Source organism: Ruegeria sp. HKCCA5763 (assembly GCF_013034545.1).
Lineage (GTDB): Bacteria > Pseudomonadota > Alphaproteobacteria > Rhodobacterales > Rhodobacteraceae > Ruegeria.
Window position 1 is genome coordinate 12,060 of sequence record NZ_WQGF01000002.1, and the last position, 16,334, is coordinate 28,393.

At 56.5% G+C, this 16,334-nt stretch carries 17 protein-coding genes; 8 read left to right on the forward strand and 9 right to left on the reverse strand.

Annotated elements, in window-relative coordinates:
* Nucleotides 1-4: 4 nt before the first annotated feature.
* Both GOV89_RS04415 and GOV89_RS04420 read left to right on the forward strand, forming a co-directional pair.
* Nucleotides 5-1,891 (forward strand): long-chain fatty acid--CoA ligase, encoded by a 1,887-nt coding sequence (locus GOV89_RS04415; RefSeq protein WP_171237597.1) that lies wholly within the window; start codon nt 5-7, stop codon nt 1,889-1,891.
* 25 nt (nt 1,892-1,916) lie between these two features.
* Nucleotides 1,917-3,077 carry an ABC transporter substrate-binding protein gene (locus GOV89_RS04420; RefSeq protein ID WP_171237598.1) on the forward strand — a complete coding sequence of 387 codons (1,161 nt, stop codon included), beginning with the start codon at nt 1,917-1,919 and terminating at the stop codon, nt 3,075-3,077.
* Between the two features lie 66 nt (nt 3,078-3,143).
* On the opposite strand, the gene rpsI is transcribed toward GOV89_RS04420, so the two are convergent.
* The 3 genes from rpsI to GOV89_RS04435 form a co-directional block, all read right to left on the reverse strand.
* Nucleotides 3,144-3,629, reverse strand: a complete 486-nt coding sequence (gene rpsI / locus GOV89_RS04425) for a 30S ribosomal protein S9 (protein ID WP_171090107.1) — start codon at nt 3,627-3,629, stop codon at nt 3,144-3,146.
* A 6-nt stretch (nt 3,630-3,635) separates the two neighbouring features.
* On the reverse strand, nt 3,636-4,094 hold the full coding sequence (gene rplM / locus GOV89_RS04430) for a 50S ribosomal protein L13 (protein WP_039536983.1): 459 nt from the start codon (nt 4,092-4,094) through the stop codon (nt 3,636-3,638).
* Nucleotides 4,095-4,256: 162 nt separating this feature from the next.
* Nucleotides 4,257-5,660, reverse strand: coding sequence for a PLP-dependent aminotransferase family protein (locus GOV89_RS04435; RefSeq protein WP_171237599.1), 1,404 nt, complete (start codon nt 5,658-5,660; stop codon nt 4,257-4,259).
* A gap of 99 nt (nt 5,661-5,759) precedes the next feature.
* Here GOV89_RS04435 and GOV89_RS04440 point away from each other — a divergent pair, with 99 nt between their 5' ends.
* Nucleotides 5,760-5,987: a DUF1127 domain-containing protein gene (locus tag GOV89_RS04440; protein ID WP_171173951.1), complete on the forward strand. Its 228-nt coding sequence runs from the start codon at nt 5,760-5,762 to the stop codon at nt 5,985-5,987.
* Between the two features lie 62 nt (nt 5,988-6,049).
* On the opposite strand, the gene GOV89_RS04445 is transcribed toward GOV89_RS04440, so the two are convergent.
* A complete protein-coding gene (locus GOV89_RS04445) occupies nt 6,050-6,493 on the reverse strand; it encodes a PaaI family thioesterase (RefSeq protein ID WP_171237600.1) in 444 nt (147 codons plus the stop codon).
* 58 nt (nt 6,494-6,551) lie between these two features.
* Here GOV89_RS04445 and GOV89_RS04450 point away from each other — a divergent pair, with 58 nt between their 5' ends.
* The 4 genes from GOV89_RS04450 (at nt 6,552) to gluQRS (ending at nt 10,463) form a co-directional block, all read left to right on the forward strand.
* The gene (locus GOV89_RS04450) at nt 6,552-7,337 is read left to right on the forward strand and encodes an enoyl-CoA hydratase (protein WP_171237601.1); all 786 of its coding nucleotides are present in this window, start codon (nt 6,552-6,554) and stop codon (nt 7,335-7,337) included.
* 255 nt (nt 7,338-7,592) lie between these two features.
* Nucleotides 7,593-8,933: a methylenetetrahydrofolate--tRNA-(uracil(54)-C(5))-methyltransferase (FADH(2)-oxidizing) TrmFO gene (gene trmFO / locus GOV89_RS04455; RefSeq protein ID WP_171173945.1), complete on the forward strand. Its 1,341-nt coding sequence runs from the start codon at nt 7,593-7,595 to the stop codon at nt 8,931-8,933.
* A 37-nt stretch (nt 8,934-8,970) separates the two neighbouring features.
* Nucleotides 8,971-9,585, forward strand: coding sequence for a class I SAM-dependent methyltransferase (locus tag GOV89_RS04460; RefSeq protein WP_171173943.1), 615 nt, complete (start codon nt 8,971-8,973; stop codon nt 9,583-9,585).
* Entirely contained in the window at nt 9,582-10,463 is an 882-nt protein-coding gene (gene gluQRS, locus GOV89_RS04465) for a tRNA glutamyl-Q(34) synthetase GluQRS (protein ID WP_171237602.1), read from the forward strand. Before GOV89_RS04460 ends, gluQRS begins: the two co-directional genes overlap by 4 nt.
* 10 nt (nt 10,464-10,473) lie before the next feature.
* Here the strand turns inward: gluQRS and hisI are convergent, their stop codons facing one another.
* Nucleotides 10,474-10,845 (reverse strand): phosphoribosyl-AMP cyclohydrolase, encoded by a 372-nt coding sequence (gene hisI / locus GOV89_RS04470; RefSeq protein WP_171237603.1) that lies wholly within the window; start codon nt 10,843-10,845, stop codon nt 10,474-10,476.
* Between the two features lie 67 nt (nt 10,846-10,912).
* On the opposite strand from hisI, the gene GOV89_RS04475 reads away from it, so the two are divergent.
* The gene (locus tag GOV89_RS04475; RefSeq protein ID WP_171234306.1) at nt 10,913-11,365 is read left to right on the forward strand and encodes an iron-sulfur cluster assembly scaffold protein; all 453 of its coding nucleotides are present in this window, start codon (nt 10,913-10,915) and stop codon (nt 11,363-11,365) included.
* Between the two features lie 70 nt (nt 11,366-11,435).
* Here GOV89_RS04475 and GOV89_RS04480 read toward each other — a convergent pair whose 3' ends face one another.
* The 4 genes from GOV89_RS04480 to ligA form a co-directional block, all read right to left on the reverse strand.
* The gene (locus tag GOV89_RS04480) at nt 11,436-11,597 is read right to left on the reverse strand and encodes a hypothetical protein (protein WP_171237604.1); all 162 of its coding nucleotides are present in this window, start codon (nt 11,595-11,597) and stop codon (nt 11,436-11,438) included.
* Nucleotides 11,598-11,737: 140 nt separating this feature from the next.
* A complete protein-coding gene (locus GOV89_RS22975; RefSeq protein WP_256368504.1) occupies nt 11,738-11,860 on the reverse strand; it encodes a hypothetical protein in 123 nt (40 codons plus the stop codon).
* A gap of 112 nt (nt 11,861-11,972) precedes the next feature.
* Nucleotides 11,973-14,063: an ATP-dependent DNA helicase RecG gene (gene recG, locus GOV89_RS04485; RefSeq protein WP_171237605.1), complete on the reverse strand. Its 2,091-nt coding sequence runs from the start codon at nt 14,061-14,063 to the stop codon at nt 11,973-11,975.
* Complete coding sequence (ligA, locus tag GOV89_RS04490; RefSeq protein ID WP_171234309.1) at nt 14,060-16,312, reverse strand: NAD-dependent DNA ligase LigA; 2,253 nt, start codon at nt 16,310-16,312, stop codon at nt 14,060-14,062. Before ligA ends, recG begins: the two co-directional genes overlap by 4 nt.
* Between the last annotated feature and the right edge of the window lie 22 nt (nt 16,313-16,334).

The window sequence follows — 16,334 nt, forward strand, 5'->3', positions numbered from 1 at the left end:
ACGGATGGATGCCAGCCCCCTGCCCCCGCAGACCACAATCAACGGCGTGCGCTTTAACGCAACAACAGGTCAAAGGCCGCTGCGGGTGGACGGCTGCATCACCATAAGCGAGCTGTTTCAACACCGCTGCGCCGAGCTGGGCGAACGCACCGCGCATCGGGAAAAAGATCTAGGCATTTGGATATCCTATTCCTGGGCCGATTACTGGCAACACGCCAAATGGATTGGTTTGGCGCTACGGAAACTGGGGCTGGAACGGGGCGATGTGGTCTCGATCCTATCCGAGGATCGCAAGGAATGGGCGTGGTTCGACATGGGTATTCAGGGCGTCGGGGGGATAGCCTCGGGCGTTTACACCACCGATTCCGCCAGTCAGTTGCAATACCTGATCAATGACAGTGGCAGCAAATTCCTGATTGTCGAAGATGAAGAACATCTGGACAAGTTCCTGGAAATCGAAGCCGAAGTTCCGGACCTGATCAAGGTGATCATTCTGGAATACGAAGGTCTGCACGACCTCAAGCACCCACGCTGCATGATGATCGACGACCTTTACGCGCTTGGCCGAGAGGCAGAAACAGCCGATCACGGGCGGTTCGAGGCCGAAATCGCGCTGGCGAAACCGCAGGATACGGCGCTGCTTGTCTATACCTCTGGCACCACAGGACAGCCCAAGGGCGCGATGCTGAGCCACGAAAATATCCTTGCTGCCATTGAATCCGGCGCGCGGGCCTTACCGGTTCTGGCCAGTGATGAGCAGCTTTGCTTCCTGCCGCTCTGCCACATTCTGGAACGGGACGTGTCGGTCTATTTCCCGCTGGCGGCCCGCTGCACTGTGAATTTCGCGGAAAGCCCGGAAACCGTATTTGCGAACTTGCAAGAGGTCTCGCCCTCGACCTTCACGGCTGTGCCGCGCGTGTGGGAAAAGATTTATGCGCATGTGCAAATTCTGACGCAGGAGGCCACACCGTTGGGGCGCGCGGCCTTTGGGATGGCATTGAAAGCAGGCGCTCGCCGCGCCGAATACAGGGCGGCAGGGAAACACGTTCCGATCGGTATCGCGGTGCAGTTCTGGATATGGGATCAACTGGTTCTGAAGAACCTGCGTCGTATGCTGGGCATGGACCAACTGCGTCGTGGCGGCACCGGAGCTGCACCGATTTCGACTGACTTGCTGAAATGGTACTGGGCCATCGGAGTACCTTTGGTCGAAGGTTTTGGGATGACTGAAACCGCCGGGTTGGCCACGCTCAACACCGTTGAAAGCAACAGGATCGGGACCATCGGCCAAGCCGTCGAAGGCTCCGACATCCGTATCTCAGAAGATGGTGAAATCCAGCTGAAAGGCATGAACGTCTTTCAGGGGTATTGGCGCAATAATGCCAAGACGGCCGAGACGTTCACTGCCGATGGTTGGCTGCGCACGGGGGATATGGGGCATATCGACAAGGATGGCTTTGTCACCATCACCGGCCGCCTGAAAGACATCATCATCACCGCAGGTGGTAAGAACATCACCCCGGCCGAAATCGAAAGCCAGTTGAAGTTCAGCCACTATATTTCTGACGCGATCCTGATTGGTGACAGGCGAAAATACCTGACGGCCCTGATCATGATCGATCAGGAAAATGTCGAGAAATATGCACAGGACCGCAAAATTCCGTTTTCGAATTTCGCCTCACTCTGTGCCGCGCCTGAGGTATGCGATCTGATCGGTGCCGAAGTTGCAGCCGTGAATACCCAGTTTGCACGGGTTGAACAGATCAAGGATTTCCGGCTGATCGACGTGCTTTTAACAGCCGAAGACGATGAACTGACCGCTACGATGAAGCTGAAACGGGGTTTGGTGGAAAAGAAACACGGACATCTGATTGAAGACATGTACAGTTAGACAAGGGAATTTCGGGAGGAGAGAAATGAGAGAGTCATTCAAACTATTGGCTGTCGCCACGGCCTTGACCGCCTCGGCGACCATAGGTTTGGCGCAAACCCAAGGCGTAACCGACGATGAAATCGTGATCGGGTCGGTCAACGATCTGAGTGGTATCTTCGCAGCCGTGGGCGTTCCGGCCACCAAAGGCGCAAATGTTGTGTTTGACCGTGTCAATGCAGCCGGAGGCGTGCACGGGCGACAAATCCGCTTTGTCGTCGAAGACAATGGCTATCAGATGCCGCGTGCAATGCAGGGTTACAACAAACTGCTGAACCGGGACAAAGTGTTTGCGATGCTGCAATCACTGGGCACACCGATGAACATGGCCGGCTTCAAACTGCTGGATCCAAAGGGAATTCCGAACGTTGCCCCCCTGACGGCGGCGCGGCAGATGTTGCAAGAGCCTATGCGCAACAAGTTCACCTCATTCTCGACTTACTATGATCAAGCCCGCATTGGCGTGAAATACCTCGCAGGTGAATTTGGATCACAAACCGTTTGCACGATGTACCTGCCTACCGATTTCGGCGAAGAAATTCTTGAGGGCAGCCAGGCCGGGGCTGAAGAGGCCGGGATCACATTTGGATCCGAGACCACTCATAAACCAGATGAGACCGATTTCGTGGGTTCGCTCAGTAAACTCAAGGAAGAAGGTTGTGACATTGTCACGATGGCGCTGGGCGTTCGTCAGGCGATCACTGTGGTGGGTACTGCCAAGAAGATGGGCCTGACGGATATGAAATTCCTGGGCACCTCGGCCAGCTTCCTGACAGTCGTGGCGCAGGTTCCCGGAGGCGTGACCGACGGCTTCTATGCCGCCGCCTCGTGGCAGGATCTGTGGGCCCGCGCCGATGAGCCCGCCCCCGCCGCGTTCATAGAAGAGTACAAGGCCGCCACGGGTGAAGATCCGGTTGGGTTTGCAATGCTGGGCTATTCCGCCGCCGAGATGATGGTCAAAGCGCTGGAGGCCGCAGGTCCTGATCTGACCCATGACAGTTTCATCGCGGCCATGGAATCGCTGGACTATCAGGACGATCTGGTCGGCAACCACATCACCTATGGGCCGGATGATCACCAAGGCGCGGATACCGTGTTCGTAAATGTTGTTGAAAACGGCGCGTGGAAGCTCGTCTACGAAGAATAAGTCGCAGTAAATGCAACGAAAAAGGGCTCGCAGATGCGAGCCCTTTCTTTTGGATTGTCCCGGCGATTAACGTTTGGAGAACTGGAACGAACGGCGGGCTTTGCGCTTACCGAATTTCTTACGTTCCACAACGCGGCTGTCGCGGGTCAGGAAGCCTGCGGCTTTCAGAGCGCCACGCAGGTTCGGATCGTACAGTTGCAGCGCTTTCGAGATGCCGTGCTTAACCGCACCCGCCTGACCGGTCAGGCCACCGCCTTTGACGGTTGCGACAACGTCGAATTCACCTTCAACACCAGCAACCTGGAACGGCTGGCGCAGGATCAGCTGCAGAACCGGACGCGCAAAATACTTGTCCTGGTCTTTGCCATTTACGGTGACCTTGCCGGAACCCGGCTTGATCCAAACGCGGGCAACAGCGTCTTTACGCTTACCGGTGGCGTAGGAGCGGCCCAGCTCGTCACGTACGGGTTCACGCACGATGACTTCTTCGGCCACGGTTTCAACGCCTGCGACGGCGCTCAGCTCTTCGAGAGTATTGATCTGATCAGCCATCGGTCATTAGCTCCGGGTGTTTTTCTTGTTCATGGACTTAACGTCCAGAACTTCGGGCGCTTGCGCCTCGTGGGGATGCTCGGCACCGGCGTATACGCGCAGGTTGGTCATCTGCTGACGCGCCAGGCGGTTGCCCGGCAGCATGCGCTTGACCGCCTGGGTCACGACGCGCTCGGGGTGTGCACCCTCAAGGATCTGCTGCTTGGTGCGCGATTTGATGCCGCCCGGGTGGCCAGTGTGCCAGTAGAAGTTTTCTTCGCGCTTCTTGCCGGTCATCTGGATTTTGTCAGCGTTGATCACGATGACATTGTCGCCCATGTCCATGTTCGGGGTGAACGATGCTTTGTGCTTGCCACGCAGGCGCATGGCGACGATCGAGGCAAGACGGCCCAGAACAACGCCCTCGGCGTCGATCAGGATCCACTTCTTGTCGATGTCTGCAGGTGTTGCAGAAAAGGTTTTCATGGCAGGATAATCCTGTTTGATGTGAAAGACCGCCCCAAGACAGAGCGGTCCGAATTCGATGGTGGGGTTCTATGGGGTGGCCGCGCGCACGTCAAGCGCAGTAAACCTGTTTTTTACTAGGCAAAACAACACCTTAAAAAATAGGTATTATTTTACCCCAAATTAAACGCTGATTTGCTCGGGCGGATTGTCCAACAACGCACGCAGGCGAAGCATTGCGTCCTCGAACCGTTGCAACGAGACATGCCCGTTCATTGCAATGCGAACCGCATTTGGTGCACGGCCATCGCGCAAAGCGAATTCGTCCGCCGATCGCAATTGTATCCCCTCCCGCTCTGCCGCCCGGCTGAAAGCTGCTGCGCGCCAGCCAGATGGAAGGTTCAGCCAGACAAACGGTACGTCTGGTGCCCACGTCAGGTCAAAACCACCCAGCGCATTCACTGTGACACGCACATACTCGCCCATTCGGGTTCTGACATCTTTGGCGATCTGCCGCGTACGGGGATCAGACAAAAGCAATCGGGTGAGCTCTGCCAACGGCTGCGCCAGCCCAAAATACCCGTACTCTGCCGAGCGTCTCAGATCCACACTTCGCTCTTTCGGGGCAATGGCAAACCCGACGCGCAGTGATGGCGTCAGAACTTTTGAGATCGACGATACATGCCAGCCCCGCTCGGGCGCCAAGGCACGATAGCTGGGCTCTTTAGCCTCACCCATGCGATAACAGTCATCTTCCACGATCTGCACATCGAATTTTCGCGCAACTTCAACTACCTCTTTGCGCCGCTCAAGCGGGGTGTGCAGTGCGGTCGGGTTCTGCACCTCGGGTGAAACGCAAATCGCCTGCGCGGTTGTCTGCCGCAAAACATGTTCCATCGCAGTGGGATCGATGCCCCACTTGTCCATGCGAATACCGACCACTTCGGCCCGCATCAATTCACCGGCGCGGCGAAAGCCGGCGTAAGACAGGTCTTCGACCAAAACGACCGGCTTGGGACCTTGAAGGATGCTTTGAAACACAAGACACAATCCGTTCTGCCCCCCATGAGTCAGTACAATGTCGTCATCCGTCAGCGGACCCAGCGGTAAATTCGACAGCCACTCGACCACCGCCTGGCGCATTGGCTTATAGGCATCGCGGGTTGGATAGTTCATAAATAATGCGGGATCGGACTGCGCAACTTTCTGCAAACACTCCCGTATCAACGACACCTGCCCCATATCCGCCAATCTTGGACTGAACAGGCTGACGTGATTGGCATTCTGTGCTTCGGCCAAATGCAACTGACGTGACCAGACATCATCCAGAATCGGGGATTTCGGAGGGGCTACAAATGTACCACGTCCGACCTCTGCTTGTAACAAGCCTTCATCCGTCAAAATCGTATAGGCCCGTGCAACAGTACCCGGTGTGATCTGCAATCGATACGCCAGTTCGCGCACCGGCGGCAGCTTAGATCCGATGTCTAACGCTTCGCTCTCAATTGCTTTTCGTATTGTGTCAGCAACCAAAGTATACTTTGGCCCCTTGGCTTTCGGCAACTCTTCCGGCCAAATTGTATCCATTACAATTCTTCCTTTGATTTTGACACAATATTGAATGTATCAACATCTTGTACCGAATATCACTGCTTTGTGTCAATACAATTTGAAAGGAACTCTGAGATGACACGCACAATGCACAACCCCGCCCTTATACTGCTGAACGCCAGCCCTCGGCTGCCGCTGATCGCTGTGCTGGCCGTGCGGTTTGCGGCTGCGGTCACTCAATGGGAACGCCGCCGTCGCAGTCGCGTCAATCTGGGCAATCTGGATGATCGGCTGTTGAAAGATGTTGGCCTGACCCGCACGCAGGCGGACCGTGAAGTAAAACGCTACTTCTGGCAGATCTGAATCATCCCCAGTCCCAATTATTGGGACCTCTTCCTGGGCCGGGGCCAGTCCCCGGCCTTTTTTTAGCCGAACCGCGCCGCGGCCGAGCCTGCCGGTGGAATGGAATACGTCATGCTGGCCCGCGCAACCGGCTCGTCCATGCCTTCGGAATAGATCAAAACATCGCCGACGGCCAATGTTCGACCTAACTTAAGCAATCGGCAAGTCGCAATCAGATCGGCGCCACCTGCGGGTTTGCGAAGAAAATCCAGCGAACTGCTGGTCGTCACCGCCAGGGATTGCCGCCCTTTTCGCGCCAAAACCATAGCGTACACACTGACATCCGCCAGACCAAACATGGACGGGCCAGACACTGTGCCCCCGGGGCGCAGGTGCCGGTCCTGGACCACAAGGCGCATGGTAATGTTTTCTTCGGCCAGTTCTTCGACAACAAAATCCTCATGAATCTGAGGAAACACCTCTTTTAGGTATTGCGACAGTTCATCCCTGTTCATTGCCAAAGCCATACTTTCCCTCCTGCTCTTCCCGACCTAGAGTTGGCCCAACTTGGGATCGGAGGGCAAGATGGCAATTCTGGAACGTAACGACACTGGCGCGGTGGCACGGCTTACAATGAACGCGCCCGAGCGGTTGAACGCGCTGAGCGAAGAGATGCTGGCTGCGCTTCAGGATGAACTTGACGCTTTGCGCGATGACAGGTCCATCCGCGCAGTGATCTTATCAGGCGCTGGAAAGGCTTTTTGTGCCGGGCACGATCTGAAGCAAATGACAGCCGGACGTCAGTCCGAAGATGGGGGCAAAGCCTATTTCCAGGATTTGTTTGCGCGCTGCGCCCGGATGATGATGTCAATCCAGTCGCTTCCTCAACCCGTTATCGCTCAGGTCCATGGCATTGCCACCGCCGCCGGGTGTCAGCTGGTTGCGACCTGCGACATGGCTGTCGCAGCCGAGGGTACGCGCTTTGGCGTGAACGGGGTCAATATCGGGTTGTTCTGCTCGACACCAATGGTGGCGCTCAGCCGCAACATCCCCAGAAAGCAAGCTTTTGAGATGCTGACAACAGGCGCGTTCATTTCAGCCGAAAGGGCCGCAGAACTTGGGCTGATCAACCACGTCATCCCGGAATCGCAGCTGGACCATGAAGCCAATGCGCTGGCCGAGCTTGTGGCCTCAAAGCTTGGCGCTGCCGTGAAAATCGGAAAAGAGGCGTTTTATCAACAACTTCAGATGCCCCTGGATCAGGCCTACACCTATACCGGAGAGGTAATGGCGCAGAATATGTTGCACCGCGACACAGAAGAAGGCATTTCCGCCTTTATTGAAAAGCGCCCCCCAAATTGGACCCAATGAGGCAATTGTTTTGCACATTTTTTGCCACTGTTTTGATTTTTGCACTTTTCAAAACGGCGACTCTGTGGCAAAGCTGGGTCGAGGCTGAGGCCTCAGGACACTTTTGGGTCGCCGTGGGCGGAAGGTCCCTCCAGCTGGTCTCTCTCACCAGCGCTGACATTCCCGCAGCGGCGACCCCAAGACCCCCCTTTAAAATTATCGAAACTGGCACTGGCTGAGTTGCGCACGATTGTGGTCTGCCCTATGTGGCAGCGCATGACACAAGTTTTGCACATTGTAGGCGGCGGCATGGCCGGATCCGAGGCGGCGTGGCAAGCGGCGGAAATGGGCGTTGACGTGGTGATTCACGAAATGCGCCCAACCGTTGGTACCTTTGCCCATCAAACCGGCAATCTGGCTGAAATGGTCTGCTCGAACTCATTTCGGTCGGATGATGACGAACAGAATGCAGTTGGCCTGCTGCATTGGGAAATGCGGGCTGCCAATGGGCTGATCATGACAACGGCCGACGCCCATCGCCTGCCCGCAGGAGGGGCGCTTGCGGTGGATCGTGACCCTTTTGCCGAAAGCGTCACCGCAAAACTCCGCGCCCACCCACGCGTTTCGGTCACGGATGAAGAAGTGACCACCCTGCCCGATGACGGCCAATGGATCTTTGCAACAGGGCCCTTGACCTCGCCAGCACTGGGCGAAGCGATCCGCTCGGAAACTGGTGCCGAGGCGCTGGCCTTCTTTGATGCCATTGCGCCCATCGTTTATGCCGAGAGCATCGACATGTCGAAGGCCTGGATGCAGTCGCGGTACGACAAAGGCGAAACAGAAGAAGAGCGCACAGCCTATCTGAACTGCCCGATGGACCGTGATCAGTACGAGGCGTTCATCGACGCACTTCTGGCTGCTGACAAGACCGAGTTCCACGAGGGCGAAACAGCCGGTTACTTTGACGGCTGCCTGCCCATCGAGGTCATGGCAGAACGCGGGCGCGAAACCTTGCGCCATGGTCCTATGAAACCGGTCGGCCTGACCAATTCACATGCACCGGACGTCAAACCTCATGCCGTGGTGCAGCTGCGCCGCGACAATGCACTGGGCACGTTGTTCAACATCGTGGGTTTCCAAACCAAGATGAAATACGGTGCCCAGACCGAGGTGTTCCGAATGATCCCCGGCCTGGAAAGCGCCAGCTTTGCTCGCTTGGGCGGCATTCACCGCAACACATTCATCAACTCACCCACGTTGCTTGACGCGCAGATGCGATTGAAATCCAAGCCGAATATCCGGTTCGCCGGGCAGATCACGGGCGTCGAGGGCTATGTCGAAAGCGCCGCAATGGGTTTGCTGGCAGGGCGTCTGGCAGCTGCAGAGATACTTGGGCGTGATCTGCCGGACGTGCCGCAGGACAGCGCAATGGGCGCTTTGATTCATCACATTACCGGCGGGGCCGAGGCCAAGACCTTTCAGCCGATGAATGTGAATTTTGGTCTATTCCGTCCGGTGGATGGTCTGAAAGGTGGGCGGCGAGGCCGGAAGGACCGGTACAAAGCCTATACGGACCGCGCCAAGTTGGAATGGAGCACCTGGTTGGAGCATTGCTGACTGGACGCACAATACGGTCTCGGCCTAGCATGCAGGTATGACCGACAAGTTCCTAGACAGCACCTACAACCTCGACACACCACAAGAAACAGAATCGCACTACAAGAACTGGGCGGCGACCTATGATAAAGAGGTCGAAGATCATGGATATGTCACGCCAGGTCGCGTGGCGGCGGCGTTGTGGTCTGCCCACCCCCACCCTGAAACCCCGGTGCTGGACTTTGGATGTGGAACCGGAATGTCCGGTCAGGCTTTGCGCTCAGTCGGGTTCGAGACTATCGATGGCATGGATCCCACTCCCAAAATGCTGGAAGAGGCAAATGCTAAGGGTGTGTACAGAAAGCTGACCGGCTTCGATATCACCAAGCCAGCTCCGCTCAAACGTGGTGCATATTCGATTGTCACAGCCATCGGTGTCATCGGTAAGGGCGCTGCCCCGGCAGAGACAATCGACGCTTTGATGCATGCTTTACCCAAAGGAGGGCTGTTTGCGTTTTCTTTGAATGATCACGCGCTGGCAGATCACACTTTCACCTGCCGCGTTACGGATTGGGTCGACATGGGGGCCGCACGTTTGCTATTTCGTGAACATGGGCCGCATCTACCCGGAATCAACCTTAACGCTGACGTGTATATAATAGAAAAAGCGTGACTTTCCTGACGCGCTTTGCGCCATCTCCAACCGGGCCACTTCATCTGGGCCACGCTTATTCCGCATTGATGGCCAACGACATGGCCAAAGCTGAAAGTGGTCAGTTCCTGCTGCGGATCGAGGATATCGACCAATCCCGTTCGCGACGGCATTGGGAGGATCAGATATATGATGATCTGACCTGGCTGGGCCTGAATTGGCCACGTCCTGTTATGCGCCAATCGGATCGCATGGCGGTTTACGATGCCGCCCTGGATCAACTCTGGGCGCGGGGCTTTCTGTATCCCTGCACCTGCAACCGCAAAGATATTGCCGCTGCAGCCAGCGCTCCGCAGGAAGGCGCACCGCTGCACGGGCCTGACGGAATAATCTATCCCGGGACCTGTCGTAAATTCAATGCAAGCAAAGACTTAACCCAACACCTTCGCCCAAAACACGAAGCTGTACGGCTGGACATTTCCAAGGCTTGTCAAGCGATTCAGGAGAGGTCCAGACTTCAGTTCACTGAACTCGGTTCCGGCCCCGACGGGGAAACAGGTGTAATCACCTTCACTCCGGATGAGATGGAAAAAACCGTCGGAGATGTTGTTCTCTCCCGCCGGGACATGGGCACGTCTTACCATCTGTCCGTTGTCCTGGACGACGCGGCGCAAGGAATCACGCGTGTTGTTCGGGGTCGGGATCTGTTCGAAGCCACCCGCATCCATGTTCTGCTTCAGGTTCTATTGGATTTACCAACGCCCGAGTATTTTCACCACGATCTGATCCGTGATGATGCAGGCAAACGATTGGCCAAGCGCGACGACGCGCGTGCGATCTCAAAATATCGCGCTGAAGGCGCCAGCCCCGCTGACATTCGGCGTATGGTCGGGCTTTGATCCGGCGCGCTTATTCCATCGGAGCCATCAATTCTGTCTCGGCCCCGTCACGAACAGCGGTGTAAAAGCAGGTCCGGCGATTTGTGTGGCAAGCAGCCCCGGTCTGACGCACCAGCACCAGAAGGCAATCGCGGTCACAATCGATCCGAAAGTCCACCAGTTCTTGGACATGACCCGAGGTTTCGCCCTTGATCCAGAAAGACTGACGAGACCGCGACCAATAGGTCACCCTGCCCGTTTCCAGCGTCTTTTCAACGGCCTGAGCATTCATCCAAGCCATCATCAGAACCTCGCCCGACGCGTCATCCTGTGCGATTGCAGGGATCAGGCCCGCCTCGTTATATTTCAATGTCGATGGGTCAAATATGACAGGCTCAGTCATCTCGAAAAACCTTTTGCATCCGGTGGGCTGGCCACTATGTATGAGGAACACACGACGAGGGAAAGCCATGAGCGGCGAGAACGACCTGATAAAGCTGTATTCCGGGCGCATTCTAGCGCTGGCGGCAGATATTCCGCATCTTGACCGTCTGGACGACCCAGATGCAACGGTCAAGAAACGGTCACCGCTGTGCGGCTCGACCGTGACAGTGGATGTCAAGGTTCAGGACGGCCGGGTGCGTGCCTTTGGTCAGGACGTCAAAGCCTGCGCCTTGGGTCAAGCTTCTGCCGCGGTCGTGGGGGATGCGATCATTGGCGCGACGCGTGCTCAGGTCGAAGCTGCTCGCGATCAGTTGGCTGCAATGCTGAAAAAAGATGGACCTGCCCCAGATGCTCCCTTCGACGGGCTCGAAGTCCTTATGCCGGCACGGGATTATAAGAACCGGCACGCCTCGATCCTTCTGGCGCTGGATGCCACAGCCGAGGCCATGGCACAGGCCGAACAGGCCCATTGCGCGTAAACTTGGCAAACTAAAGTAAACCTGTTCCGCCTCAGGTCAGATTTCAGTAGGAATGGGTTAGAACAATCTACTAGAGCATTTCGTCACGCTTTGGGTTGTTATTGACCCGATCGGGATAATAGCTGCGATTATCGCGCTCAACTCTGTCCTGTCCGCGCTGCTTGGGATCTTCAAAACTGGTCTGCTGAAAAAAACCGCCGCTCCTTCCGGGCGAAAGGGCGGCGGCAGGCATTGCGTGTCTCGTGTGGGGTCCGGTTCACCGCGCGGGGCCGAGGCATGGCCCCTCAAGGGGTTTGGGACAGGCAGGTCACCCTTGACTGAAATGGGGATGACAGCGCGGTTTTTTCGGCACGAGATCGCAGGCAGAAAGGCTTAGAAACCAACCGGCAGGTGCAAAGCTACCATCAGGATCACGACCAAAGACATCACGCCAACCGCATCCTGAAAAATGGTCGATTGCGCGCGGGTGAAAGCGGTCTTGATCTGGGTCAGCATAGGGTCACCTCCGGTCAGAGCTTTAATCCTTTGTTGACCTTTTGTTCTCATATTTACCCGAGTCGGTAAAGAACTTTTTAAGAACATTTGTGAACTTTTTAGAACACGTCACCTAACCCACTGAAATTAAACGGATAGCCTGATCTTGTTTCATCAACCACAAAAGAACACGCGCGGCACGGCCCCGTTCCGACGTCAGTTTCGGGTCTGTATTCAGCAATGCGCGCGCATCTGATTGGGCGACAGCCATCAATCCGGCCTGACGTTCAAGATCGGCGATATGGAACTTAGGAAGGCCGGATTGTGCGGTCCCGATCAGATCCCCGGCCCCGCGCATCTCAAGATCGGTTTCGGAAATGCGGAACCCATCCTCGGTTTCCCGCAAAACCTCCAGCCGTCTGCGCCCACCTTCGCTGAGCGGCGGTTGGTACATTAGCAGGCAGGTTGAGTCCGCGTCGCCACGCCCCACACGCCCTCGCAATTGGTGTAACTGCGCAAGCCCGAAAATCTCGGCCCGTTCAATCACCATGATCGTGGCGTTGGGAACATTGACCCCAACCTCGATCACAGTTGTCGCCACCAGAACCTTGGTGTCACCGTTCTGAAACGCGCTCATCGCCGCGTCTTTGTCAGTGAGCGGCATCTGCCCATGGACCAGCCCCACAACGCCTTCCCCCAGAATAGCGCGCAGACGTTTGAACCGTTCTTCGGCAGCGGTCAGGTCTGAAACCTCGGATTCATCAACCAATGGACAGACCCAGTAACACTGTCGCCCCTCTTCAATCGCGCGGCGAAGATGCGACACGACCTCATCCATACGCTGCGTGCTGACAATCGCCGTTTTGATCGGTTTTCGCCCGGGCGGTTTTTCGTCCAGAACCGAGACATCCATATCCCCATATTGCGCAAGCGCCAGGCTTCGCGGGATTGGAGTTGCCGTCATCACCAGAACGTCGGCACCCTGCCCTTTTTCCGACAGTTCCATCCGTTGCCGAACACCAAAGCGGTGCTGTTCATCGACGATGGCCAAGCGCAGAGCCTTGAACTCCACGTCACTTTGAAACACCGCATGGGTGCCGACCAGTATCTGAATACTACCTTGTTTCAGCGCCTCAAGCTTGGCACGACGCTCAGCACCCTTATCTCGCCCCGTGAGCAGTTCCAAAACCACCCCGGCCTCTTCGGCCAGCGGGCGCAACCCTTCCAGATGTTGGCGCGCCAGTATCTCGGTCGGGGCCATCATCACACCCTGCCCGCCTGCTTCAACAGCGATCAAAAGCGCCATGAAAGCCACCAGGGTCTTGCCTGCACCCACATCGCCCTGAAGTAGACGGTTCATCCGAGCGTCCGAAGCCATATCCGCCGCGATCTCTTCGATCGCGCGGCTTTGGGCCCCGGTCGGATGATAAGGAAGGCTGGCCAACACCTTGGATTGCAACCTCCCGGTCGCGACACTAACAATTCCACGAGATTTACGTTCCCGTTGGCGGGCCAATGCCAGGGTCAACTGATGCGCAAATAATTCGTCATAGGCCAAACGCTGCCGCGCGGGTGCAAAGGGAGCGACATCATCTGCCCCCTGCGGATTGTGACCGGCGCGAATGGCTGAAGCCCAATCCGGCCAATTTTGTTGCGCCACCTGAGCGGGGTCGATCCATTCCTCAAGCTCAGGCGCCCGCGCCAACGCGCTGCGACTGGCCTTGAACGCGGTTTTCTGGGTCAGCCCTTGTGTCAGATGGTAAACAGGTTCAAATTCCGGGATCTCTCGGGCCTTTTCTACTGGCAGCATATGATCCGGATGCACCATTTGGGCCATACCGTCGAACAATTCCAACTTACCGGAAATCACCCGGCGCGATCCCTCAGGCAGCACCTTTTTCAGATAATCTCCGCGCGCATGAAAGAAGACCAACTGAAAATCGGCCTGACTGTCTTCGACATGAACACGATAGGCCCCACCCTTACTGCGTGGCGGGCGATGCGTGCCCACAGTGACCTCAACTGTCAACGTGGAAGGCAAATCAGCGCCTTGGATCGTATCACGCCTACGACGGTCAACCACTGCGTAGGGCAAACCAAACAAAACATCGCGCGGACTTTCCACGCCGGTCTGCGCCATGACTTGCGCGGTTTTGGGACCGACACCATCGAGCGTCTCCAAATCCGCAAAAAGCGGAAAAAGCTGTTCCGGCCGTCCGCTCATGCGCCTTCGATCAGCTGCAACCAGCCATCCTCGTCCAAGGTTTCGATACCCAGTTCTGCGGCCTTTTTGGCTTTCGATCCGGCACCCGGTCCTGCAACCAAAATATCAGTTTTCTTGCTGACAGATCCCGAAACTTTCGCACCCAATGCCTCGGCCCGAGCCTTAGCTTCAGCTCGCGTCATCTTTTCCAGCGTCCCGGTAAACACCACGGTTTTTCCTGCCACCGGGCTGTCCGATGCGGGTGCATCCGGAGCAATGACGGTCAACTCCTGTCGTAGCGTATCAAATGCGCGCCTCTCTTCCTCATTTGCAAAAGCATCTGAAAGGGAAAGGCCAAGCGTCGCGCCGATCCCATCAATCCCGATCAGATCAGCCCAGGCTGCATTGGCCTCTGAAGAAACGCAGGCCGTTGCGATAGCCGCATCACGCACTTCCTTGACGCGGGCACGACGGCCCTCGGTCGCCGCTGTCGCTCGTTCCGCATCTTCGGCCTCATCGGCTTGCCGCTGCGCCAAAGCCGCCGGGCGAGCAGCATCCAACGCCTGCGCCATGGCATCCCACTCACGGTAATACAACGCCAAATCGCGCGCGCCAACTTCGCCCACATGCCGAATACCCAAGGCAAACAGTAGGCGCGCAAATGGAATTTTGCGTTTTTCGTCAATCGCAGCAAACAGATTTCCGGCCGAGGTCTCGCCCCATCCATCCCGGTTTTTCAACCGGGCCAGATTACCGTTGTCGCGCTGTTCCAATGTGAAGATGTCAGCAGGGGTGTTAATCGGAAGGACCGGGTCATCGTAAAACATTTCAATCTGTTTTGCGCCCAGGCCTTCGATATCAAACGCCTTGCGAGACACAAAATGTTTTAATTTTTCTACCGCTTGCGCCGGACAAATCAAACCGCCCGTACAGCGGCGCACGGCATCGCCTTCCTCGCGAATAGCCGCACTACCGCATTCAGGACATTCTTGCGGAAACGGAAATGTCTCAGTGTTCTCAGGGCGTTTGGTCAGATCGACATCGGCAACTTTCGGGATCACGTCACCCGCGCGATAAACCTGTACCCAGTCCCCGACACGTATATCCTTGCCTTCTCGGATCGTACTGCCCTTGGCATCGCGCCCGGCAATGTAGTCTTCGTTATGCAAAGTGGCATTCGAAACCACAACGCCGCCAACTGTCACTGGATGCAAACGGGCCACGGGGCTGAGCGCACCAGTGCGGCCAACTTGAATGTCGATTGCCTCTAGCCTCGTCCAGGCCAGTTCGGCGGGGAACTTATGCGCAATTGCCCATCGCGGCGTAGTAGAGCGAAACCCCAAACGCGCCTGAAGCGACAAATTGTTGACCTTGTAGACAACCCCGTCAATGTCATATCCCAAGGTGGACCGTTGCGCCTCGATTTCCCGATAGTGCGCGATCATCTCTTGGGTCGTCTGACATAGGCGCGTCAGTGTATTTGTCGAAAACCCAAGAGATTGCAGTCGCTCAATCGCACCCAATTGTGTGTCTGCCAAGGGTTCGGACACCTCACCCCACGCATAGGCAAAAAACTTTAGGGGTCGGGATCGCGTGATTTCCGCATCTATTTGCCGTAAAGACCCGGCCGCTGCGTTACGTGGATTGGCAAAGGGCTTTCCACCTCGTTCTGCTTGCCGCGCATTCAGCGCCTCGAAATCGGCATGAGACATATAGACCTCGCCACGGACCTCAAGCACTTCGAGCGCGCCATTCAACTGCTGAGGAATATCCGAGACGGTACGCGCATTCGCCGTCACATTCTCGCCGACCTCACCGTCCCCTCGCGTCGCGGCCTGAACAAGTTGGCCGTTTTCATAGCGCAAGGACAGCGACAGACCGTCAATCTTTGGTTCAGCCGTGAAAGACAATGGCTCATCGGAGCCCAGACCCAGGTACTTTCGAATCGATCTGTCAAAATCGGCCACGTCCTCGTCATCGAAGGCATTGCCCAGCGACATCATACGAACAGCATGCGTTACCTTCGAAAACCCGTCCGCTGCCTTGGCGCCGACTTGGTCCGACGGGCTGTCATCACGTTTGAGGTTGGGGAATCGCGCCTCAATCTCAGAGTTTCGGCGCTTCAACGCATCGTATTCCGCATCCGAAATTTCAGGCGCGTCTGTCCCATGATACAGCGTGTTTGCCCGAGACAGCACAGCCGCAAGGCGCGCCAATTCGGCGCGCGCTTGGTCTTCGGTCAGATCAGATATGGAAATGGAGTTGCTCATGGCCTCGCCCTGTCACGCGTTC

What these genes read in the sequence shown, in the direction of transcription:
- GOV89_RS04435 (WP_171237599.1), bottom strand. Translation starts at nt 5,660, where the DNA reads ATGGATACAATTTGGCCGGAAGAGTTGCCGAAAGCCAAGGGGCCAAAG.
- GOV89_RS04475 (WP_171234306.1), top strand. Translation starts at nt 10,913, where the DNA reads ATGAGCGGCGAGAACGACCTGATAAAGCTGTATTCCGGGCGCATTCTA.
- ligA (WP_171234309.1), bottom strand. Translation starts at nt 16,312, where the DNA reads ATGAGCAACTCCATTTCCATATCTGATCTGACCGAAGACCAAGCGCGC.
- GOV89_RS04415 (WP_171237597.1), top strand. Translation starts at nt 5, where the DNA reads ATGGATGCCAGCCCCCTGCCCCCGCAGACCACAATCAACGGCGTGCGC.
- GOV89_RS22975 (WP_256368504.1), bottom strand. Translation starts at nt 11,860, where the DNA reads ATGCTGACCCAGATCAAGACCGCTTTCACCCGCGCGCAATCGACCATT.
- hisI (WP_171237603.1), bottom strand. Translation starts at nt 10,845, where the DNA reads ATGACTGAGCCTGTCATATTTGACCCATCGACATTGAAATATAACGAG.
- GOV89_RS04480 (WP_171237604.1), bottom strand. Translation starts at nt 11,597, where the DNA reads ATGCCTGCCGCCGCCCTTTCGCCCGGAAGGAGCGGCGGTTTTTTTCAG.
- GOV89_RS04420 (WP_171237598.1), top strand. Translation starts at nt 1,917, where the DNA reads ATGAGAGAGTCATTCAAACTATTGGCTGTCGCCACGGCCTTGACCGCC.
- trmFO (WP_171173945.1), top strand. Translation starts at nt 7,593, where the DNA reads ATGACACAAGTTTTGCACATTGTAGGCGGCGGCATGGCCGGATCCGAG.
- GOV89_RS04450 (WP_171237601.1), top strand. Translation starts at nt 6,552, where the DNA reads ATGGCAATTCTGGAACGTAACGACACTGGCGCGGTGGCACGGCTTACA.
- rpsI (WP_171090107.1), bottom strand. Translation starts at nt 3,629, where the DNA reads ATGGCTGATCAGATCAATACTCTCGAAGAGCTGAGCGCCGTCGCAGGC.
- GOV89_RS04445 (WP_171237600.1), bottom strand. Translation starts at nt 6,493, where the DNA reads ATGGCTTTGGCAATGAACAGGGATGAACTGTCGCAATACCTAAAAGAG.
- GOV89_RS04440 (WP_171173951.1), top strand. Translation starts at nt 5,760, where the DNA reads ATGACACGCACAATGCACAACCCCGCCCTTATACTGCTGAACGCCAGC.
- recG (WP_171237605.1), bottom strand. Translation starts at nt 14,063, where the DNA reads ATGAGCGGACGGCCGGAACAGCTTTTTCCGCTTTTTGCGGATTTGGAG.
- GOV89_RS04460 (WP_171173943.1), top strand. Translation starts at nt 8,971, where the DNA reads ATGACCGACAAGTTCCTAGACAGCACCTACAACCTCGACACACCACAA.
- rplM (WP_039536983.1), bottom strand. Translation starts at nt 4,094, where the DNA reads ATGAAAACCTTTTCTGCAACACCTGCAGACATCGACAAGAAGTGGATC.